Origin of the sequence: Pseudomonas lurida, from assembly GCF_002563895.1 — a bacterium.
Classification (GTDB): Bacteria; Pseudomonadota; Gammaproteobacteria; order Pseudomonadales; family Pseudomonadaceae; genus Aquipseudomonas; species Aquipseudomonas lurida.
This window is the reverse complement of the sequence record NZ_PDJB01000001.1, coordinates 2,540,530-2,565,059: the sequence shown is the minus strand read 5'-3', so window position 1 is coordinate 2,565,059 and position 24,530 is coordinate 2,540,530. Positions and strand designations below refer to the sequence as shown.

Below are 24,530 nucleotides of genomic sequence, written 5' to 3'. Positions count from 1 at the left end.
CGGCTTTGGCTGTTGACCCTCGGCGCCCCGTAAAACCACGCTGGCCGAACGCAGGCTTGGGAGCGCGGCTAACCCGGCAGGACGCGGGGTTAGCCGCGCGCCAAGGCTTGCGTTCGGGCATGCCGAGCCTAGGCGAGACACCGAGTGGTGGGGCGAAGGCCTTTTGGTTACTTTTAGGCCTTTCCAGAAGTGACCCGCTGTAGGAGCGGAACCATGAGTCGCCGTTACCGCAGAAACGGATAGGTACGCCCACCAAAACCTCAAGACACCACCTCCCCAACCACCACCCCACCCAACCACCACCGCGCCAGCCCACCTACATTCGGCACCTTGAGCAACGTGAAGTGATTCCCCCCGCCATACCACACCTGCAACCCACTCCCCTGCCGCCGCCATCCCTCGATCATCCCCACCTGCTCCCGCTGGTTCCCCGCCGCATCCAGCGCCGGGTCCTGAGCCAGTACCAAGCGCACCACGCCGTTGAAACGCTGGAGCGGCCGATACACCGTGCGCAAAGCCGTCGCATACGTACGCGCCGGCCCATCCATCGCACCCACCGAAGAACGCCCCGGCAACAACCCGACACCGACCATGCCTGCGTGCAGCAGTTGCCGTTGCACCCCTTCATCACGCCCGGCAAAATCGAGCAGATCGATCCCCAGCGATTTACCCGCCGACAACTGCATCGCCTCGATCAACCGCACCAACGCTGCCGTCGTGGTGTAAACCTTTCCGCCCCCCCCAGGCGCCTCGCTGTCGATCACCGTCAACGACGCCACCTCCCGCCCGGCCGCCTGCAACCGCAGCGCCATCTCCAGCGCAACCCAGCCACCAAACGAATGCCCGACCAAATGCACCGGCCCTTGCGGACATTCCTGCTCCAGCGCCGCCAAGTAACACCGCGCTGCCGCTTCCACCTGGCTATGGGGCACGGCCTCACCATCGAGCCCACGTGGCTGCATGCCAAACAGCGGCCAATCGCGCCCCAGCGCCTCACCCAACCCCACGAACCCGGTGACGCTGTCGCCTGCTCCCGGCACGCAGAACACCGGCGCATACCCCGCCCGGCCGCTCTGAATGCGCAGCAAGGGTTGGTGCGGCGCCTGACCCACTGGCTCGCTCGTCGCCAAGGCCTTGTTGAGTGCCTGGCCCAACGCCTGGATATGCGGCGCCTGCATCATGCTCTGGTGGTCTCCCGGCACCTGCACCTGGCGCAATTGACCTGGCGCCAGGGCTTCGTTCCAGCCCAGGGATTCACTGCGCCGTGACAACTCGGTCGGGCGCTCGCATGCGCTGAACAGGTGCACCGCAACCGGCAACGGGAACAGGCTGTAGTGCGCCAACGCGTGCCCATGGCCGACTTCGCGCTCGATGTAGTTCAAGAGGTCCGCATCCGTAGCCGCCGCCATTTGCGCGTGCAGCACACCTTCATCGCGACAACGTTGCAGCAGGCGCGCAAAGTCCAACTGTTGAATGTCAGCCTCCATCTGCCCAAGGCTCGCCAGTTCATCTACACCTCCCTGTGCCTTCCAATACGCCGTGCACTGCAACAGCAGGTGCCGCTTGAGTGCCTGCGGCCCGCTCCAACGCGCCTTGCCCTGGTCGGTCATGCGCGGCACGTAGCTGTCGATCAAGCCGAGGAATGCCACGGGTTCATCCAGTCCCAGCAGTTGCATCGCCACTTCATAGGCCAGCACCCCGCCAAACGACCAACCGGCGACCCGGTAAGGGCCGTGGGGTTGAATGCCGCGAATCAACCCGACCAGGCGCGCCGCCAGGCCTTCCATGGTGTTCAGGTGCGGCTCGCCCAGCGCGACGCCCGGCAGGCCGTAGATCGGGTAGTCACCGGGCAGATGCTGGCCCAGCGCCGGGAAATACACGTCCATGCCGCTGAATTCATGGACCAGGAACAACGGCGCTTGCGAGCCACCGCTGCGCACCGTGATCACCGAGGCATCGCGCACCGGCGCAGCCGTACGCTGGCGCAGCATCGTGGCCACCGAGGCGACGCTGGCGTGCTGGAACAACTCGGCCAGCGATACCGCCAACCCCGCCTCCTCCATCAGGCTGACCAGCCGGATCGCCAGCAAGGAATGCCCACCCAGTTCAAAGAAACTGTCATGCCGACCGACCTGCTCCAGCTTCAGCACCTCGGCCCACAGCGCTGCCAGCCTCTGCTCGAGTGCATCGACCGGCGCCTCGAAATCGCGGCGGTTCAAGGCTTCCAGGGCGGGCACCGGCAGGGCTTTGCGGTCGACCTTGCCGTTGGCCGTCAACGGCAGATGCGCCAGCGGGACAAAGGCTGACGGCAGCATGTACTCCGGCAGTTGGTCCTGCAGGTAGGCGCGCACGCTGTCGATGGCGACGGGCTCATCGGCCCAGGTGAAGTACGCCACCAGGCGCTTGTCCCCCGGTGCGTCCTCGCGGGCCAGCACCACCACCTCCTGGATACCGGCAAACGTTGCCAGGCGCGCTTCGATCTCGCCCAGTTCGATGCGGAAACCACGGACCTTCACTTGGTCGTCATTGCGCCCGATGCATTCCAGCAGGCCGTCCGCCGTCCAGCGGCCGAGGTCGCCGGTGCGGTACATCAAGGCACCTGCGTCGAGCGGGTCCTGCACAAATTTTTCCGCAGTGAGGTCCGGGCGATTCAAGTACCCCTTGGCCACCCCGTCCCCACCGATGCAGATTTCACCGGTTACCCCCAATGGCACCGGCTGCAAGTGCGCATCCAGTACATGGACCTGTGTGTTGGAGATCGGCCGGCCGATCGGCACGCTGTCGGCCGCCTCTGCAAGTGACCGGACTTCGTAGGTGGTGGCGTACGTGGTGGTTTCGGTCGGCCCGTAGCAATGCACCAGGCGCAATGCCGGTGCACGTGCCAGCAGGCTGCGGAACGCCGCCGGGTCGGCACGCTCGCCGCCGCACAGCAGGATGCGCAAGCCGGCCAGGGCCTGGGGGATCAGCTGCACGTACTGATTGAACAGCGCCGTGGTGACGAACAGCACTGTCACGTCCGCCAACGCCAAGCCAAAGGCGGCCGGGTCGAGCAAGGTGGCGGGGTCGATCACCTGCACCTGGCCGCCGTTGAGCAATGGGCCCCACACGTCCATGGTGCTCGCGTCGAACGCCGGGTTGGAGGCGAAGGCCACGCGGTCGCTCGCGTCGAAATCGGCGTAGCCGTTGTTGAGCACCAGGCGCGTGATGCCACGATGGGGCACCCGCACGCCCTTGGGTGTGCCGGTGGAACCAGAGGTGTACATGATGTACGCCACGCTGTCAGAAGGCTGCGACAGGTCCGGGTTGTGGCTCGGTTGCGGGTCAAGGACCAGGGTGTCCAGGTCCAGGCGCTGCGCCGGATAGGCTATGGTCGCGTCGCTGCGGGTGAGCAGCCAGACCGCACCGCTGTCCTGCAGCATGAAGCCCTGGCGCTCGGCGGGGGCCTTGATATCCAGCGGTACATACGCGGCTGCACATTTGAGCACGGCCAACTGGCTGACCAGCAGGTCCAGCGAACGCGGCAGCAGGATCGCCACATGATCGGCTGCCCGCACCCCAAGGCCAATCAGGTGATGAGCCAGGCGATTGGCGCGGGTATTCAGTTCGCCATAACTCAAGGATTGCTCGCCATGCAGCGCCGCCAATGCAGCGGGCCGTGCCTGGGCCTGGGCTTCAAACAGGCGTTGCACCGTGTGTTCGCGCGGGAATGGTCGCGCGGTGGCATTGAACGCCAACAGTTGCTGGCGTTCGGCAACAGGCAGGATCGGCACATGGCCGATGGCAGTCGTACCGCCCAGCTCCAGCGCCTGTACCACCTGTTCCACGGCGACCCGCAGGTAGTCGCACAGGCGGCGGGCGCCCTGCCCCACGGCTTTGAGGGAAAACCCCTCGCCCAGGTCATCCACACTCAAGGACAAGCCGTAGTTGCTGTGTTCCTCGGCCTTGAGCAACTGGATACCCTGCCACGCCTCGGCCGCCGCCTGCGGCGCACTGTGACGAAAGTTGAACAGCGTGTTGAACAGCGGCGTCGCCGCCGGCACGCCACTGCAGCGCTGGGCCAACGCCAACGGTGCCTGCTCATGGCTGAGCAAATGGGTGAGCCGCGTGTGAGTGGTGCGCAAGGCGTCGCGCACTGAGTGTTGACCCAGGTCGACCCGCAGCGGCAGCGTGTTGATGAATACACCCATGGCGCGCTCGGCCCCTTCGCCGCCTTGCAGGCGGCCAAGCATCACGGTGCCGAACACGACGTGCTCGCGCCCGGTGACTTTACCGAGTACCTGCGCCCAGGCGAGGTGCATCAGGCTGGCGGCACTGACCCCGGAGTGGCGGGCCTGGGTGCGCAGGCGTTGACTCAATGCCGGGTCGAGGGCCACCTCTATGTGTTCATCGCGACCGAGGGGCTCGACGTGAGTCGGCTCATCGATCTCGCCCAGCATCTCGCGGAAGAACGCCTCATGGTCGTCAACGCCCAGGCGGGTCTGGGCCACATAGTTGCGGTACGGGACCGCCGCACCCAACGTGTGTTGCGTGCCCGACAGGAACGCTGCCATTTCGTGTTGCAGGATTTCCAGGGCGACGTGGTCCATCACCAGGTGGTGGAACAGCAAGGTGGCACTGCCTTCGGTGTGCACCAGGCGCATCAACGGAGCCTGGGACAGGTCGAGCCGTGGCGGCACCGGCCCGTGCTCGACACGCAGCGAGGCCTCGCGCCACACCACCTGCACCGGCTCTTCCAGGCCGTCCCAATGGAACGACGAACGCAAGATATCGTGACGCTGGATCACCGCCTGCAAGGCCAGGGCAAATGCCTCCATCCGCTCGGGGCTGTCGAACGCAAACTGCGCGCGCAGCACATAGTCGTCACCCGACTGCACCGCACGGTGGTGATAAAGCATGCCGGCCTGCAACGGCGCCAGCGGGTAGATATCCTGCACATTCGCCGCACCACCCGGGATACAGGCGACGATGCGTGCGATGGCCGGCTGATCCAACTGGATCAGCGGCAACATGTCCGGGGTGATCGCGGTGCAACCGGGCGCAATGCGATTGGCGGGCACCGCCACTTCACGACCACCGCCCAGTGCTGCCGCCAAGGCCGACAAGGTCGGCTGGCCGAACAACACCTTCACGTCCGCCGACAACCCAAGGCGGCGCATGCGCCCCATCAGGCTCACCGCGAGCAACGAGTGGCCACCCAGCTCGAAAAAGTTGTCGTGACGGCCCACGCGCTCAACACCCAGCAGTTCGGCCCACAGGCTGGCCAGGGCAATCTCGGTATCACCCTGGGGCGCTTCGTACTCACGCACCACCACCGAATCCAGGCCCGGCGCGGGCAGTGCCTTGCGGTCGAGTTTGCCGTTGGGGCTCAAGGGCAACGTGTCCAGATGCACGAAGATGGCAGGCACCATGAATTCCGGCAGGTGCTGCAACAAGTGAGCGCGCAAGGCGTCGATGTCGCTCATAGCGCCGGTGTAGTAGGCGATCAAACGATTGTCGCGGGCGATCACAGCGGCTTCATTGACCGGCGCATAGTCGGTGAGGCGTGCCTGGATTTCTCCCAGCTCGATACGCAAGCCACGGATCTTGACCTGATCGTCATTGCGCCCCAGGTACTCAAGCGTGCCGTCGGGCAGGTAGCGGCCGACGTCACCGGTGCGGTACAGGCGGCCGTCGGTGAACGGGTCCTTGAGGAAGCGCTCGGCGGTCAGCTCCGGACGGTTGAGGTAACCGCGCGCCACTTGCACGCCGCCGATGAACAATTCGCCCACCACCCCCAAAGGCACCGGCTGCAGCTGTGAGTCGAGCACGTACATGCGCGTGTTGGCGATGGGTTTGCCAATTGGTGTGTTGTCGGGCGTCACCGGGCCGGCGCAGTCCCAGGCCGTCACATCGACGGCGGCTTCGGTCGGGCCATACAGGTTATGCAACTGGCTTCCCGGCAGTTGCTGCTTGAAGCGCCGCACCAGGCTGCCCGGCAAGGCTTCGCCGCTGCACATCACACGTACCAGCCCGGCGGCCTGGCCCACATCGCCATGGGCGAGGAACACGTCCAGCATCGACGGCACGAAATGCAGCGTGGTGATCTGTTCGGCCTCGATCACTTCGCACAGGTACGCCGGGTCTTTATGACCGCCCGGACGCGCCATCACCAGGCAGGCGCCGGTGAACAGCGGCCAGAAAAACTCCCATACCGACACGTCGAAACTGAACGGGGTTTTCTGTAGCACCCGGTCATGGGCTCGCAGGCCATACGCGTCCTGCATCCACAGCAAGCGGTTGACTACGCCGGGGTGGTCGTTGATCACGCCCTTGGGCTGGCCGGTGGAACCGGAGGTGTAGATCACGTAGGCGCTGACGGCAGCCACTTGAGGGTTGTCGACGGCGTGGTGCTGCCAGGTCGGCTGGTCGAGGTCGACCACCGCCACGTCCCCGAGCAATGCGCGTGTCGCGCCCTGGGCCAGTACCGCCACGGGCGCGCTGTCCTCCAGCATGTAGGCGATACGTTCCAGCGGATACGCCGGGTCCAGCGGTACATAGGCAGCACCGGCCTTGAGGATCGCGTACAGGCCGACGACCATCTCCAGGCCACGCTCGACGCAAATCGCCACCCGTGAATCCGGCTGCACGCCGACTTCCAGCAGGTGGTGGGCCAACTGGTTGGCCTGCGCATTCAGCTGCGCGTAGGTCAACTGCTGCTCGCCGGCCTTGACCGCCACCGCCTCCGGCGTGCGCACCACCTGCGCTTCGAACAGACCGTGCAGGGTCTGGTCCAGGTCGTAGGCCACCTCGGTGGCATTGAAGTCGAACAGCAGGTGCTGGCGCTCGCGCTCATCCACCAGCGGCACATGTTCCAGCACCGCCTGGTCGTTATCGACCATGGCCCGCAATACGCGGGTGAAGTAGCCGACGTAGCGCTGCACTGTCGACTCATCGAACAGCGCCACCGCGTACTCCAACGCACCGATGAGGGTGCCCTGCACTTCTCCCAGGTCCAGGGACAGGTCGAACTTGGCAAAGTGACTGTGCTCGACGATGCCTTCCAAGGCAAGGTCGCCCAGGGCCAGGGTCGGCGCGCTGCTGTCCTGCCAGGTGAACAGGGTCTGGAACAGCGGGCTGTGGGACAGGCTGCGCGGTGGCCGGGTGACCTCCACCACGTGTTCGAATGGCAGGTCCTGATGGGCCTGGGCCTCCACGGACTGGGCCTTGACCCGCGCCAGCAGCGCCTCGGTGCTCAGCTCGCCGGAGGTGTCGATGCGCACCGCCAGGGTGTTGACGAACAGGCCGATCAGCCCTTCCACCTCGCTGCGCGTGCGATTGGCAACGGGTGTGCCGATCACCACCTCCGGCTGCCCCGACAACCGCGCAAGCAATGATGCCCAGGCGCTCATCAAGGTCATGTACAGCGTGGTGCCGTGGCGTTGGCTCAACGCCTTGAGCCCGGCAGTGAGACGCTCGTCCAGGCGCACGTCGACGCTGCTGCCGGCGTAGTCCTGCTGCGCCGGTCGCGGCCGGTCGGTGGGCAACGTGAGCAAGGCCGGCGCACCCGCCAGCGCTTGCTGCCAGTAGGTGCTCTGGCGGAGCAGCACTTCACCGCTGAGCCACAGGCGCTGCCACACGGCGAAGTCGCCATATTGGATCGGCAGCGGCGGCAACGGGTCTGCCTGGCCGTGGCTGAACGCCTGGTACAGCGCCATCAGTTCACGGGTGAGCACCCCCATGGACCAGCCATCGGAGACAATGTGGTGCAGGGTCAACAGCAGCACATGGTGATCGTCGGCCATGACCACCAGGCGTCCACGCAGCAACGGACCACGCTCCAGGTCGAAGGGCGCCGAGGCTTCGCCATGGATCAACGCGTCCAGCGCCTGTTGGGGTTGCGGGTGGCGGCGCAGGTCCTGGACTTGCAGGGGCAACACGTCTTCGGCGGGCACGATCACGACTTGGGCGTCATCACCGTGCTGGGCAAAGCGGCTGCGCAGGGTTTCGTGCCGCGCGACGATGCGGGCCAGGGCCCGTTGCAGCGCCTCGACATGCAACTGCCCACGCAGGCGCAGGCCAATCGGGATGTTGTAGGCGGTGTTGGCGCCTTCCATCAGCGCCAGGAACCACAAGCGCTGTTGGGCAAAAGACAGCGGCACCCGTTGATCACGATTGACGGGGAGGATATCCGGCAACGTGCTGCGACCGGAATGGGCCAGCACCTCGGCCACGGCGGCCAGTTCAGCATTGGCAAACAGGTCACTGAGCAGCAACTCGACGCCAAGGCGCTGACGGACTTGCGAGGCCATGCGCATCGCCAGCAACGAGTGCCCGCCCAACTCGAAGAAATGATCGCGACGCCCCACCTGCTCGACTTGCAGCACATCGGCCCAGATCTGCGCCAGCACGCTTTCGATTTCACCTTCGGGTTCCACGTAATCGCGGGTGAACACCGCGGCCATGTCCGGCGCCGGCAGGGCCTTGCGGTCGAGTTTGCCGTTGGCGGTCAGGGGCAGCGCGTCCAGTTTTACGTAGGCGACCGGCACCATGTAGTCCGGCAGGTGCGCGACCAGGTGGGCGCGCAGGTCACCCACGGCCAATGGGTCGAGCGAGTGGTTTTCAGTGAAATACGCCACCAGCCGCTCTTCACGCACCAGCACCACGGCTTCCTGGATACCTGCCAGTTGGTTGAGCTGGGTTTCGATTTCGCCCAGCTCGATGCGCATGCCGCGAATCTTCACTTGGTCGTCATTGCGGCCCAGGTACTCCAGGTTGCCCTCCGGTAGCCAGCGTGCCAGGTCGCCGGTGCGGTACATGCGCCCGGCGTTGAAGGGGTCTTGCAGGAAGCGTTCGGCGGTCAATTCCGGGCGGTTGAGGTAGCCGCGCGCTACGCCCTTGCCGCCCACGTACAGCTCCCCCGCCACCCCCAGGGGTACCGGCCGCTGCTGCTCATCCAGCAGGTACACGGTGGCATTGGCGATGGGTTTGCCGATGTGCAACGGCTGGCCGGCCTCGACCTTGCCGGAAGTGGCGACTACGGTGGCTTCGGTGGGGCCATAGTTGTTGATCAGGTCAAAGCGCTGCGCCCGGCCGAACTGGCGCAGGCGATCACCGCCGATCAACAAGGTGCGCAGGGTCGGGTGTTCGACCTGCTGGCTGAAAGCGTACTCGGCCACCGGCGTCGGCAGGAAGCACACGTCCAACGGCTGCGCGCACCACCAGGCCAGCAACGCGTCGACATCCTCGGCGCCGTCATGGGCCGGTGGCAGGTGCAGGGTCGCGCCCACGCACAGCGCGGGCCAGACCTCCCAGGCCATCGCGTCAAACCCGAACCCGGCGACACTGGCAGTGTGGCGTCCGGCACACAGGTCAAAGGCGCTGCAATGCCAGTCCACCAGGTTGGTGACGGTGTGGTGTTCCACCATCACGCCCTTGGGCAGGCCGGTGGAGCCGGAGGTGTAGATCACATAAGCGAGGTTGGACGGGGTGACCGCGGCCTTGGGGTTGCCCGCCGAGTGGTGCTGCCAGGTGAAGCGGTCGAGGTTGATCACTGGCACTTCAAGGGCCGGCAGGCGCTCCAGCAAGGCCTGCTGGGTCAACACCGCCACCGGGGCGCTGTCGCTGAGCAGGTAGTTGAGGCGTTCGGCCGGGTGGGACGGGTCTACCGGCACGTAGCAGGCGCCGGCCTTGAGAATCGCCAACAGGCCGGCCAGGGTATCCAGGCCACGGCGGGCGACGATCGCGACGCGGTCGTCGGGCTTGACGCCCAGCGCGAGCAGGTGATGGGCCAGCAGGTTGGCTTGTTGATTGAGTTCGGCATAGGTCAGCTGGCGGTCCTGATGCACGGCGGCCACGGCGTCGGGCGTGAGCGCCGACTGGGCTTCGATGCGTCCGTGCAGCGTGGTGCCTTGGGGGAAATCCGCCTGGGTCGCGTTGAAGTGTTCCAACAGCAATTGCTGTTCGGCAGCAGGCACCACCGACAGCTGATCGAGGGCGGTGCCCGGCGCCTGCTCCAGGGCTGCCACCAGGTTGTCCAGCGCGGTTTGCAGGTAGGCGCAAACGCGCTGTGGATCGACCTGGGTGGTGGCCAGCAGACGCAGGACAAAACCTTCGCCCAAGTCGTCGACACTCAGGGTCAGTGGGTAGTTGGTGCGCTCATCCGAACGCAGTGTCTCGATGCCCTGCCACGCCGCCACGGCTTCGCTGCTGTTACCGGTGCCGCTGTGGCGATAGTTGAGTAACGCACTGAACAACGGCGTCGGCGCCACCACCCCGCTGCAGCGTTGCGCCAGGGCCAGCGGCGCGTGTTCGTGGCGCAACAGGCCGGTGAGGCGCGCGTGGGTGGCCTTGACCGCGCTGCGCAGGTCGTCGCTGCCCACGTCCACGCGAAACGGCAAGGTGTTGATGAAGATCCCCAAGGCGCGGTCCGTGGCGTGTCCGCCTTGCAGGCGGCCCATCAGCACGGTGCCGAACACGACCTGGGACTTGCCCGCCAGCGCACTCAGCACCTGGGCCCAACCCAGGTGAAACAGGCTGGCGACGCTGACCCCGAGCAGGCGGGCCTGGGCGCGCAGGCGCTGGTTGAGCGCATCCGACAACGGCCAGTCGAGTTCATTGATCCCACGGCCATCGCCCTGCACATCCTGCAACCCGAAGGGCAAGGTCGGCTCGACCACATCGCCGAGCATCTGCTGGAAAAACGCCTCATGCTGCTGTTCGCTGACACCCAGGCGCGCTTGCGCCACGTAGTTCCGAAACGGCACCGCATGGCCCAGTTGCCCGGCGTGGCCGTGCAGAAACGCCTGCATTTCATGGCGCACCACTTCCAGGGCGCTGTGGTCCAGGGCCATGTGATGGAACAGCAGCATGGCGACAATGCGCTGCTGCACCGGATCTTTTGCCCAGGCCAGGCGCAGCAGCGGCGCCTGGGTCACGTCCAAGCGGTAATGGCGAGCGTCGAAACGTGCGTGCAACTGGGCGGCGATATCGCCGTCGGCCGGGTCCAGCTCAAGCGCCTGCACCGGCAGGCGTGCCGTGCGCCACACCACTTGCGAGGGCTGCTGCAACCCCTCCCAGACCACGCCGGTGCGCAGGATGTCGTGGCGGTCCATCACCCCTTGCAACGCGAGGGCAAACGCTTGGAAACGCTCGACACTGTCGAAGGCGAACTGCGACTGCATCACATAGGGGTCGCCTTGTTCGGTGCTGGCGTGGTGGAACAGAATGCCTTCCTGCAGCGGCGCCAGCGGGTAAATGTCCTGGATATTCGCCACCCCGCCTTCGACGGTGGCGACGATCCGGTCAACTTCCTCCTGGCTCAGATCAGACAGGGTCAGCATGGCCGGGGTGATATGATGTGCATCGGCCGGGATGCCATTGGCCGGCACCTCGTAGCCTGCCGAATACTCGCCGGCCTTGATCAGCTCGATCAACGCCGGCTTGTGTTCCCGCAAGGCGGCGAGGATCAACGGGTCGCTCAGGGCGTGTTTGTTGCCTTGCACCGACAACTGCTCACCCTTCAGCGTGAGCTGTACGTCCTTGGTCTTCAGCGTCGCCAGCAGTTCGAAAATGCTCACAGGACGATCTCCATTCGTTCGGTAATTGCGGCGTAGCCGGCCAGGGTCGGCTGCTCGAACAACGCGCGCACATCGGCTTCCATGCCTTCCTGGCGCAAGCGCCCGATCAAGCTCACGGCGAGCAGCGAGTGCCCGCCCAGTTCAAAGAAATTGTCCTGGCGCCCTACCCGCTCCACGTTGAGCAATTCGGCCCAGAGCTGCGCCAGCAGGATTTCGGTGGCGCCCACCGGGGCTTCGTAGTCGCGCAGGGTCAGGGCCTCGTTGCCCGGCGCCGGCAGCGCCTTGCGGTCGAGCTTGCCGTTGGGGCTCAACGGCAACGCGTCCAGGTGCACGAACAGCGCGGGCACCATGAAGTCCGGCAGGTGCTGCAGCAGATGCTCGCGCAGGTCGGCTGACCGAACGCCGGTGTAGTACGCAACCAGCCGCTCTTCGCGGGCCACCACGGCGGCCTCGTTGACCTGGGGATGCTCAAGCAGTCGCGCCTGGATCTCGCCCAGTTCGATACGCAGGCCACGGATTTTCACTTGGTCATCGTTGCGGCCCAGGTACTCGATATTGCCGTCGGGCAAGTACCGCCCCAGGTCCCCGGTGCGATACATTCGGCCGTCGGTGAACGGGTCCTTGAGGAAGCGCTCGGCGGTCAGCTCCGGACGGTTGAGGTAACCGCGCGCCACTTGCACGCCGCCGATGAACAACTCGCCCACCACCCCCAACGGCACCGGCTGCAGCTGTGAATCGAGCACGTACAGGCGCGTGTTGGCGATGGGTTTGCCGATCGGTGTGTTGTCCGGTACGTCCGGACGCGCGCAGTTCCACGCGGTCACGTCCACCGCGGCTTCCGTCGGCCCATACAGGTTGTACAGGCCGATCCCCGGCAACTGCTGCTTGAAGCGCCGCACCAGGCTGCCCGGCAAGGCTTCGCCGCTGCACATCACACGCACCAGCCCGGCGGCCTGGCCCACATCGCCATGGGCGAGGAACACGTCCAGCATCGACGGCACAAAGTGCAGCGTGGTGACCTGTTCAGCCGCGATCACTTCGCACAAGTACGCTGGGTCTTTGTGCCCGCCAGGGCGCGCCATCACCAACCGCGCGCCGATGAACAGCGGCCAGAAGAATTCCCATACCGACACGTCGAAGCTGAATGGGGTTTTCTGCAACACCGTGTCGTCGGCCTTGAGGCCGTAGGCGTCCTGCATCCACAGCAGGCGGTTGACCACGCCGGGATGCTCGTTGATCACGCCCTTGGGCTGGCCGGTGGAACCGGAGGTGTAGATCACGTAGGCGCTGACGGCAGCCACTTGAGGGTTGTCGACGGCGTGGTGCTGCCAGGTCGGCTGGTCGAGGTCCACCACCGCCACGTCCCCGAGCAATGCGCGTGTCGCGCCCTGGGCGAGTACCGCCACGGGCGCGCTGTCCTCCAGCATGTAGGCGATACGTTCCAGCGGATACGCCGGGTCCAGCGGTACATAGGCAGCACCGGCCTTGAGGATCGCGTACAGGCCGACGACCATCTCCAGGCCACGTTCGACGCAGATCGCCACCCGCGAATCTGGCTGCACGCCGACTTCCAGCAGGTGGCGGGCCAACTGGTTGGCCCGCGCATTCAGCTGCGCGTAGGTCAACTGCTGCTCGCCGGCCTTGACCGCCACCGCCTCCGGTGTGCGCGCCACCTGCGCTTCGAACAGACCGTGCAAGGTCTGGTCGAGGTCGTAGGCCACTTCCGTGGCGTTGAAGTCGGACAGCAGTTGCTGGCGCTCCTGGGGCGCCAGCACGGGCAGGCGATTGACCGCCAACTGCGGCGCCTGCTCCAGCGCCTCGACCAGCCCTTGCAACGTCACCTGCAGATAAGCGCATATGCGTTGCGCCCCTATCGACGTCGGGGTCATGGCGGTGAGGCGGAAACCATCGCCCTGATCGTCCACATTCAACGTCAACGGGTAGTTGGTGCGCTCCTCGCTGGCCAGGGTATGGATGCCCTCCCAGGCCTGCGACAGCGGCGCGTGCTGGCTGTCGCTGTGACGGTAGTTGAGCATCGCGCTGAACAACGGCTGCGGCGCGGCGACACCGCTGCAACGTTGGGCCAGCGCCAGGGACGCATGTTCGTGACCGAGCAACGCGGTCAACCGTGCATGGGTCTGCTTGACCGCCACGCGCACGCCGCTGCCGTCGATATCCACGCGCAATGGCATGGTGTTGATGAACATGCCCAGGGCACGGTCACTGCCTTTACCGCCTTGCATGCGCCCCAACAGCACGGTGCCAAACACCACGCTTTGCTGCCCGGAGGTGCTGGCCAGGACGCGCGCCCAGGCCAAGTGGAACAGGCTCGCGGCGCTGACGCCCAGCAAGCGTGCCTGGGTGCGCAGGCGCTGATTGAGGGTCGTAGCCAGATTCAGCTGGACCTCTTCGATGGCGTGGCCGTCGCCGCGCACATCCTGCAGGCCAAACGGCAAGGTCGGCTCATTGATGTCGCCGAGCATCCCACGGAAGAACTGTTCATGCGCCTGTTCGCTGACGCCCAATCGTGCCTGCGCCACGTAGTTGCGGTACGGCGTGGCGTCAGCCGTGGGCTGTGGCCGCCCGAGCAGACTGGCCTGCATCTCGTGACGGACACCGTCGAGCGCGGTGTGGTCGAGGGCGATATGGTGGAACAACAGGATCGCGACCACGCGCTGGTTGGCCGGGTCCGCCGCGTACACCAGGCGTACCAGCGGTGCCTGGTGCATGGGTACGCGGTAGTGGCGTGGGTCGAAACGCTGGTACAGGTGGTCGAGGACATCGGCCTGCACCACCAGCTCAGCCTTGCGCCACACCACTTGCAGCGGTTGGGCCAGGCCCTCCCAGACCACCGCGGTGCGCAGGATATCGTGGCGATCGATCACCTGTTGCAGGGCCTGGGCGAAGGCATTCAGGCGTTCGAGGCTGTCGAACGCCAGGTGCGATTGGAGCAGGTAGGGATCGCCCTGCCCTGCGCTGATATGGTGGTAGAGAATGCCTTCCTGCAACGGCGCCAGCGGGTAGATGTCCTGCACATTGGCCGCGCCACCGGGCACCTGGGCGACGACGTGATCAATCGTCGACTGATCGAGTTCCACCAGCGTCAACAGGTCTGGCGTAATGCGTTGGCAGTCGGCGGGAATGCGGTTGGGCGGCACCTGAACATCGTGGCCACTGCCAACGGCGGCGGCCAGTGCGGCCAGGGTCGGCTGGCTGAACAGCACGCGCACATCGGCCCTGAGGCCGACCTGGCGCATGCGTTCGATCAGGCTGACGGCCAGCAACGAATGGCCACCCAGCTCGAAGAAGTGGTCATGGCGCCCCACCTGCTCGACGTTCAGCACCTCGGCCCAGATCCGGGCCAGGGTCGTTTCAACCTCGCCCAGCGGGGCTTCGTATTCACGCGTCAACCATGCCGTTTGGTCGGGCTCCGGCAAGGCATTGCGATCCAGCTTGCCGTTGGCCGTCAGCGGCAATGCGTGCACCTTCACATAGGCGACCGGCACCAGGGCCTCGGGCAATCGGGCCTGCAGTTGCGTGCGCAGGGTGTCGATGTCCAGCGGTTGCTGTTCGGTGAACCAGGCGATCAGGCGGCCTTCGCGCACCAGCACCACGGCTTCGCCGACGCCGTCCAGGGCAGCCAGGCGATTTTCGATTTCCCCCAGTTCGACCCGCACGCCACGCACTTTTACCTGGTCGTCGTTACGGCCCAGGTACTCAAGGTTGCCATCGGGCAACCAGCGCGCCAGGTCGCCGGTGCGGTACATGCGCCCGGCGTTGAAGGGGTCTTGCAGGAAGCGTTCGGCGCTCAGGTCCGGTCGGTTCAGGTAACCCCGCGCCACACCGCTGCCGCCGACATACAACTCGCCCGCCACCCCCACCGGCACCGGCCGCAAGTGCGCGTCCAGCAGGTACACGCTGGCATTCGCGACAGGCCGGCCGATGTGCAACACCTGCCCGGCGCGCACGCGGCCCGACGTGGCAACCACCGTGGCTTCGGTGGGGCCATAGTTGTTGATCACCGCAAAGCGCCGCTCCTGGGTGAACTGGCGCAGGCGGTCACCGCCAATCAACAAGATGCGCAACGTGGGGTGTTGCAGGCTCTGGCTGAAGGCGTATTCGGCCACCGGTGTCGGCAGGAAGCTGACGTCCAGCGGCTGTGCCAACCACCACGCCAGCAGCTCATCGATGTTTTCATTGCCGACGTTGGCGGGTGGCAGGTGCACGGTGGCGCCCACGCACAGGGCTGGCCACACCTCCCAGGCCATCGCGTCGAACCCGACACCGGCGACGCTGCTGGTATGGCCCGTGGCATCCAGGCCAAAAGCCTCGCAGTGCCAGTGCACCAGGTTTTCCACGGTGCGGTGTTCCACCATCACGCCCTTGGGCTGGCCGGTGGAGCCGGAGGTGTAGATTACGTAGGCCAGGTGCGCCGGGGTCAGGGCCTTGAGCCGTGGGTTGCTGACCGGGTACTGCTGCAGGCTCGGGTCATGCAGGTCCACGCTGGCGACAGCGCCCAACAGCTCCCGGGTACTGGCTTCGGCCAACACCGCCACGGGTGCGCTGTCGTCCAGCAAGTAGGCGATACGCTCGGCGGGATAAGCGGGGTCGATGGGCACGTAACCGGCGCCGGCCTTGAGGATGCCCAGCAAGCCCACCAGCATCTGCGGGCCGCGACGGCAGCAGATAGCGACACGATCATCCGGCTGTACGCCCTGTTGCAGCAGACGATGGGCCAACTGGTTGGCGCGCATGTTGAGCTGCTGGTACGTCAGCGATTCACCGTCTTGCCACACGGCAATGGCGTGCGGTTGGCGCTCGGCCTGCACCTCGAAGGCGCCGTGGACGGTGCTGCCCTGGGGGAAATCGGTGCGGGTGGCGTTGAACGTGCGCAGCAGGGTATCAAGCTCCGTCGTCGGCAGAATCCCCCGTTGATTGAGGGCGGTGTTCGGCGCGCTTTCCAAGGTGGCGACCAATTGCTCAATGGCGTTGTGCATATAGCCGCACAGGCGCTGGGCGCCGATCTGCGGCAGCGCCAACACCGTCAGGGCGAAGCCTTCACCCAAATCATCCACGCTCAAGGTCAGCGGGTAGTTACTGCGTTCTTCACCGCCGAGCAATTGCACACCTTCCCAGATGCCATCGCCATCGCGGGCCATTTCGCCAGGGTTGCTGTGCCGGTAGTTGAGCAATGCACTGAACAACGGCGATGCGCTTGCCACGCCACTGCAGCGCTGGGCCAGTGCCAGGGACGCGTGTTCGTGGCCGAGCAAGGCACTCAAGCGCCCGTGGGTTGCCTTCACCGCAGCCGCAGCCGTCGCAGCCACGTCTACCCGCAGCGGCAGGGTGTTGATGAACATGCCCAGCGCGCGGTCCGCACCGTCACCGGCCTGCAGGCGGCCCATCAATACGGTGCCGAACACCACGTCGTCACGCCCGGACACCAGCCCCAACACCTGTGCCCAGGCCAGGTGCATCAGGCTCGCCGCACTGACACCCAAGTGCCGTGCCTGCTGGCGCACCCGCTGGGCCAGCGCAGCGTCCACCGGCTGTTCGGCCTCTTCGATGTCACGCCCATCGCCCTGCACGTCCTGTACCCCGAACGGCAAGGTCGGCTCATCCACGTCGGCGAGCATGTCGCGGAAGAAGGCCTCGTGTTCCTCCACGCTGACACCCAGGCGCGCCTGGGCGACGTAGTTGCGAAACGGGGTAGCCTCAGGCAAGTCCTGCGCGCGGTTGAACATGAACGCGCGCATCTCCTGGCCCACCACTTCCATGGCGGTGTGGTCCAGCCCCAGGTGGTGGAACAACAGGATCGCCGCGACCCGATTGTGCGCCGGGTCATGGGCATACACCATGCGCAGCAAGGGCGCCTGGGTGATATCCAGGCGGTAGTGGCGAGCATCAAAACGCGCATGCAGTTGGTCGATGATGCTGCCATCCGCAGGGTCCAGGACGACTTCCTGAACCCTCAATTGCGCTTCGCGCCACACCACTTGCACCGGGCTGTCCAGTCCTTCCCAGACTACCCCGGTACGCAGGATGTCGTGGCGCGCGACTACCTGTTGCAGCGCGCCCATGAAAGCCTGCAGACGTGCCAGGCTGTCGAATGCCAGGCGTGATTGCAACAGGTACGGATCACCCTGCTCGGCGCTGATGTGGTGGTACAGGATACCTTCCTGCAAGGGGGCCAACGGGTAGATGTCCTGCACATTCGCCGCACCGCCCGGTACGTTCGCGACGATACGTTCGATGGCCGCCTGGTCGAGCTGCACCAACGTCAGCATCGACGGCGTGATACGCGTGCACCCCGCGGGAATGCCATTGGCCGGCACCACGACTTCCCGGCCGCTGCCCACTGCGGCTGCCAACGCCGCCAGGCTTGGCTGGCTGAACAAGACGCGTACGTCACAGCTCAGGCCGACTTGGCGCATGCGCTCGATCAGGCTGACCGCCAGCAGCGAATGCCCGCCCAGTTCGAAGAAATGATCGTGACGCCCGACCCGCTCCAGCTTGAGCACGTCCTGCCAGATCTGCGCCAGCCGGGTTTCCACCTCGCCTTCCGGTGCTTCGAAACCACGGCTGAGCAAAGCACCCTGGTCCGGCACCGGCAGGCCCTTGCGGTCGAGCTTGCCGTTGGCAGTGAGCGGCAACAGCTCCAGCCACACATAGGCCGACGGCACCATGTAGTCCGGCAGCTGGCCCTGCAGATGGGTACGCAGCGCCTCGATACCCAACGCCGCACTGGCGGTGTAGTAGGCGACCAGGCGTTTGTCGCCAGGTTCGTCTTCCCGGACCAGCACCACGGTGTCTTTCACGCCTGGGAAATTTGCCAGGCAGGTTTCGATCTCGCCGGGTTCGATACGGAAGCCCCGCACCTTCACTTGCAAGTCATTGCGGCCTCGGTACAGCAAAGTGCCATCGGCCTGCCAGCAGGCCAAGTCACCACTGCGGTACAGCACGCCTTCACCGAAGGGGTTGGGAATGAATTTCTCGGCGGTCAGCTGCGCCTGGTTCAGGTACCCCTTGGCCACGCCCGCGCCGCCGATGTACAGCTCGCCCACCACGCCCAGCGGCACCGGTTGCTGGCGTGCATCCAGCACGTAGGCCTGGGCGTTGGCGATTGGCCGGCCGATAGGGATCCCGCCCTCACCCACGTGGGTGATCTCGAAGGTGGTGGAAAACGTGGTGGCTTCGGTGGGCCCATAACCGTTGAGCAAGTGCTGGGGTTTGCCGTGTTCGAGTACCCGGCCAATCACTTGCGGGTCGAGCACGTCACCGCCGACGATCAGGTAGCGCAACTGACCGAATACCGGCATCAGCGCGTCGGCGTACTGGTGGAACAGCCCGGCAGTCATCCACAGCACGCTGACGGATTGCTCCTGCAGCAACGCTGCAAAGGCGGCCTGGGACAACAGCACTGCGTGGTCGACCACCACCACACAACCGCCATTGAGCAACGGCGCCCACACATCGAGGGTGCTGGCGTCGAACGCCGGGTTGGAGGCGAACGCCACGCGGTCTTGCGCGTTGAACTCGGCATAGCCGTTATTGAGCACCAGGCGCGAGATGGCGCGATGGGGCACTTGTACACCCTTGGGCGCCCCGGTGGAACCGGAGGTGTAGAGAATGTAGGCGACGCTTTCGGCAGACTGGGGCAGCTGCGGGTTGCGCGGCGACAGGGCTTCCAGGTTCAGGTCGGCCAACGTGTCGAGCACCCGGTGTGCGCCACTGTCTTGCACGATAAACGCCTGGCGCTCGACCGGCGCGTTGACGTCCAGTGGCACATACACCGCGGCGCACTTGAGGATCGCCAACTGGCAGATCAGCAGGTCGAGCGAACGCGGCAGCGCAATCGCGACGCTTTCGCCCGGTTGCACCCCCTGGTTGAGCAAGTGATGGGCCAGCCGGTTGGCGCGACGGTTGAGGTCGCGGTAACTCAAGGACAAGGCGCCATGCACGGCCGCCACCGCTTCCGGACGGGCCAGCGCCTGGGCCTCGAACAGCTGATGCACGGTCAGGTTCGATGGGTATTCGCGGGCGGTAGCATTGAAGTCCACCAGCAGTTGATGACGTTCGGACGCCGGCAGGATCGAGATGGCCTGCAAGGGTGTGGTGGGCGCCTGCTGCAACGCCATCACCAAGTGGCGCAGCGCGGTGAGCATGTAGTCGCCTATGCGCTGGACGTCCAGGGTCGCCACGCCTTGTACGGTCAGGGCAAAGCCTGTGCCCAGGTCATCGACGTTGAGCACCAGCGGGTAGTTGCTGCGCTCTTCGGAGCTGAGGATCTGGATGCCGGCAGCCGCGAACGGACTGTCCCCCGGCGCCTGCCCCGGTGCACTGTGGCGATAGTTGAGCAAGGTGCTGAACAATGGCAGCGACCCCGGCACGCCACTGCAACGCTGGGCCAGGGACAACGACGCGTGCTCATGCCCGAGCAACTGCGCCAGGCGTGCGTGGGTGGCGCGCACACCGGCTTGCACACCGACGGTGCCCAAGCTGACGCGCAGCGGCAAGGTGTTGATGAACATCCCCAGCGCCCGGTCGGCCCCCTCGCCGCCCTGCATGCGCCCCAGCAACACAGTGCCGAACACCACGGCCTGTTGGCCGGACACCTGCCCCAGCACTTGTGCCCAGGCCAGGTGCACCAGGCTTGCCGTGCTCACCCCCAGTTGCCGCGCCTGTTCGCGCAGGCCCAGGCTCAGTGCCGGTTCCAGTGGCAAGTGGGCGTCGACAATGCCGCTGCCGTCGCCATTCACGTCCTGCAAACCGAAGGCCAGGGTCGGCTCGTCGATATCGCCGAGCATTTCACTGAAGAACGCTTCGTGCTGTGCCTGGCTGACCCCAAGCCGCGCCTGGGCCACGTAGTTGCGGTACTGCACGGCGGCAGGCAGTTGTGCGCCGTTGCCGGACAGGCTCGCGCTCATTTCTTCCACCAGCACCTGCAAGGCGGTGTGGTCCAGCAGGATGTGGTGCAACAGCAGGATACCGACGAAGCGGCCCTGTTCCTCGGTGTAGGCGAAACGCATCAGTGAGGCACGCGCCAGGTCGAGGCGGAAGTGGCGGGGATCGAAACGTTGCTGCAATTGGGCAAAAGGTTCGTCGATACGCTCGACGGCCAGCGCGGCCTGGCGCAATACCACCTGCACCGGCTCGTTGAGGCCTTCCCAGAGGATCGCGGTGCGCAGGATGTCGTTGCGCGCGATCACGCTGTGCAGTGCCTGGATAAACGCGTCCACCGCCGCCTGGTCGTTGAAACTGAACTGCACCTGCAACACGTAGGGATCACCCTCGGTGGTTGCCAGGTGATGGTACAGAATACCGGCCTGCAACGGCGCCAGGCCGTAGATGTCCTGCACATTGCTGATGCCGCCGGGCACGCTCTGGATAATGTGGTCGAGCGCGGCCTGGTCGAGTTCCACCAGCGGCAGCATGTCCGGGGTAATGTGGGCCGTGGCGTGGGTAATCAGGTTGGCCGGGACCTGCACCTCTTGCTGCCCGCCCACCGCCGCCGCCAGTGCCGCCAGGGTCGGCTGGCCGAACAGCACACGCACGTCGGCACTGAGGTCGACCTGGCGCATGCGTTCGATCAGCTTGACCGCCAACAGGGAATGGCCGCCCAACTCGAAGAAGTTGTCGTCACGCCCCACATGGTCGAGCTTGAGCAGGTCTTGCCAGATCGCGGCAATGGCTGTTTCAACTGCCCCTTGCGGGGCTTCGTAGCCCCGACGAGCCAAGGCATCGGTGTCCGGTGCGGGGAGTGCCTTGCGGTCAAGCTTGCCGTTGGTGGTCAACGGGAATTTTTCCAGTAGCACAAAGGCACTGGGCACCATGTGTTCGGCCAGGCTGAGCAGCAGGTGGTCGCGCAAGTCGGCGGCACGCAACTCGCCGTCGGCAATCACGTAGGCCACCAGGCGCTTGTCACCCGGCTCGTCTTCACGGGCGATCACCACCGCGTCACGCACGCCATCGGCGGTGGCCAGGCGCGCCTCGATCTCGCCCAGTTCGATGCGAAAACCGCGGACCTTCACCTGGTCATCGTTGCGGCCCAGGTACTCGACGCTGCCGTCGGCAAGCAGGCGCCCGAGGTCGCCGGTCTTGTACATGCGCAAGCCCGTGGCGGGGTCGGCCAGGAAGCGCTCGGCGGTCAGCGCATCTCGGTTGAGGTAACCCCGTGCCACCCCGGCACCGCCCACGTACAACTCGCCGACCACCCCCAGCGGCAGCGGCTCGCGGCGCGCATCGAGCACATACAGTTGCAAGTCGGGAATACGCACGCCAATCGGGCTGGCGCCAACCCGTTGCGCATCCGCCGCTTCCAGCGCGCGATAGGTCACATGCACGGTGGTTTCGGTGATGCCGTACATGTTCACCAGTTGCGTACCGGCGTTGATTGCTCGGGCGTACCACGGCTTGAGCATGCCCGGCTCCAGCGCTTCGCCGCCGAAGATCACCTGGCGCAGCGAATGGGCCTGCGGGTTCTGGCCTTGTGCTGCGATCAATTGGCGGAACGCGCTGGGCGTTTGGTTGAGGATGCTCACACCCGCTTCGCACAGCAGCGTGTAGCACTCGGCCGGCGAGCGGCTCACCCACTGCGGCACGATCAGTAACTGGCCGCCGTGCATCAGCGCGCCCCAGATTTCCCACACCGAGAAGTCGAAGGCGAAGGAGTGGAACAAGGCCCAGACGTCTTGGCGGTTGAACCCGAACCAATGCGCGGTGGCCGTGAACAAGCGGGCGACCTGGCGGTGTTCGATCATCACGCCCTTGGGTTGGCCGGTGGAGCCTGAGGTGTAGATCACGTAGGCCAGGTGCGCCGGGCTGACGTTGGTGCGTGGGTTGACAATGGATTCGCCGCGCAGACCGTTGAGGTCGACCTGTGGCAGTTCGCCCACCAGGTGGCGGGTATTGGCTTGCACCAGCACGGCCACGGGCTCGCTGTCGGCCAGGGTGTAGGCGATGCGCTCCAGCGGGTAGGCCGGGTCGATCGGCACGTAGCCCGCGCCAGCCTTGAGGATGCCCAGCAAGCCGATGATCATCTCCGGGCCGCGCTCCACGCAGATCGCCACGCGGTCATCCGGGCGAATACCCTGGGCCAGCAGGCGGTGGGCGACCTGGTTGGCGCGCTCGTTGAGTTGACGGTAGGTCACGCGCTGGTTATCGAAGCGCAGGGCAAGGGCATCGGGCTGGGCGGCGGCGTGGGTTTCGACTTGCTGATGGATCAAGGCGGTGTCGGCGTAGTGCGCGGGGCTTTCGTTGAGGCGGTGCAAGAGGGTGTGACGTTCGGTGTCGGGCAGGATATTCAGGCCGCTGAGCGGCATGTCCGGTCGCTGTTCAAGCGCCTCGGCCAGGCTTTCCAGGGCGGTGTGCAGGTAGGTGGCGACACGTTCGGCACCGATGGATGCGTCGACCATTACCGTTAGCGCGAAATCTTCACCCAAGTCGTCGACGTTGATCGTCAATGGGTAGTTGGTGCGCTCCTCGGCGCTGAGTACGCGGATGCCCTCGGCCACCTCGATCACCTCGGCCATGTCCGTGGCGGCGCTGTGGCGGTAGTTGAGCATCGCGCTGAACAGCGGCGTCGGTGCTGCTACACCACTGCAGCGCTGGGCCAGCGCCAGTGACGCATGTTCGTGATTGAGCAAGGTGGTCAGGCGTTCATGGGTGGCCCTGACACCGGCACGCACGCCCTGCTCGCCCACATCGACGCGCAAGGGCAAGGTGTTGATGAACATGCCCAAGGCCCGTTCACCGCCCTCGCCCGCGCCCATGCGGCCGAGCATCACCGTGCCGAACACCACCGCATCACGCCCGGAGACCACCCCCAGGACGCGGGCCAGCGCCAGGTGCATCATGCTCGCCACGCTCACGCCAAGGGGGCGTGCGAGGGTGCGCAGGCGGCGGCTCAGTGTGCCGTCGACGGGGATACGTGCCTCGTCGATGCCGAGTCCATCGCCCTGTACATCCTGCAAACCGAAAGGCAGCGTCGGCTCATCGATATCCGCCAGCATCTCGCGGAAGAAAGCCTCATGGGCCTGTTCGCTGACGCCATGGCGCACCTGTGCGATATAGCTGCGAAACGCCACCGGCTCAGCGGCCAGGGCCTGCTCGCCGGCCAGGTACAGCTGGATTTCATGGCGCACCACATCCAGGGCGGTATGGTCGAGGATGGTGTGGTGAAACAGCAGCGTCGCCGCCACACGCCCCGTGACTGAATCTTGCGCAAACACCAGGCGCAGCAGCGGTGCCTGCCCCAGGTCCATGCGGTAGGTGCGGGCATCGAAATCCACGGCTTCGCACGCCAGGCTCGCCTTGCGCCATACCACTTGCAGCGGTTCGTCGAGACGCTCCCAGACCATCGACGTGCGCAGGATATCGTGGCGATCAATCACCCACTGCAGCGCTTCGGCAAAGGCGTGCAAACGCGCAGGGCTGTCGAACTCGAACTGCGCGTGCAGCACGTATGGGTCGCCCTGCTCCGCCGACAGATGGTGGTAGAGCATGCCTTCCTGAAGCGGCGCCAGCGGGTAGATGTCCTGCACATTCGCAGCGCCCCCAGGGATGGCGGCGACGATACGGTCGATGGCCGCCTGGTCGAGGTTGACCAGGGGCAGCATGTCCGGCGTGATCCGGTAGGCCGGGCTCAGCCAGTCACCGCCATGCTCGGCGACCAACTCCAGCAGTCGCGGCTTGTGGGCGATCAATTGATCCCACAGCGCATCATCCAGCGCCTCGTCGTCACCAAGGATGATCAGGTCGCCTTCTTCCAGTTGCAGACGGATCGCATGGGTGGAAATCGCTGCCAATAATTCGCTGAACTGCATGGGGTAACCTGCCTGGTAAGTCACGGTGAAGGAGAAAGTCCGTTTTCAGCTGCCGCTTGGATCGGGTGCTGGCGCCCCCAAAAAACGCGGGCACAGCCGGGGCCTGGAGAGGCTTCCGGCAGGCTTGGAAAATTAAGGGATTTGGCAGGCG

Annotated in this window: 2 protein-coding genes; both read right to left on the bottom strand. The window is 65.6% G+C overall.

What is annotated here, in order from left to right:
* Window positions 1–260: 260 nt before the first annotated feature.
* Window positions 261–11,555, bottom strand: a complete 11,295-nt coding sequence (locus ATH90_RS11555; RefSeq protein ID WP_098466305.1) for a non-ribosomal peptide synthetase — start codon at window positions 11,553–11,555, stop codon at window positions 261–263.
* Complete coding sequence (locus tag ATH90_RS11550; RefSeq protein WP_098466304.1) at window positions 11,552–24,379, bottom strand: non-ribosomal peptide synthetase; 12,828 nt, start codon at window positions 24,377–24,379, stop codon at window positions 11,552–11,554. The genes ATH90_RS11555 and ATH90_RS11550 overlap by 4 nt, the downstream gene beginning before the upstream one ends.
* Window positions 24,380–24,530: the final 151 nt, after the last annotated feature.

Coding starts and splice junctions, on each gene's coding strand:
- ATH90_RS11550 (WP_098466304.1), bottom strand. CDS start 24,379: ATGCAGTTCAGCGAATTATTGGCAGCGATTTCCACCCATGCGATCCGT.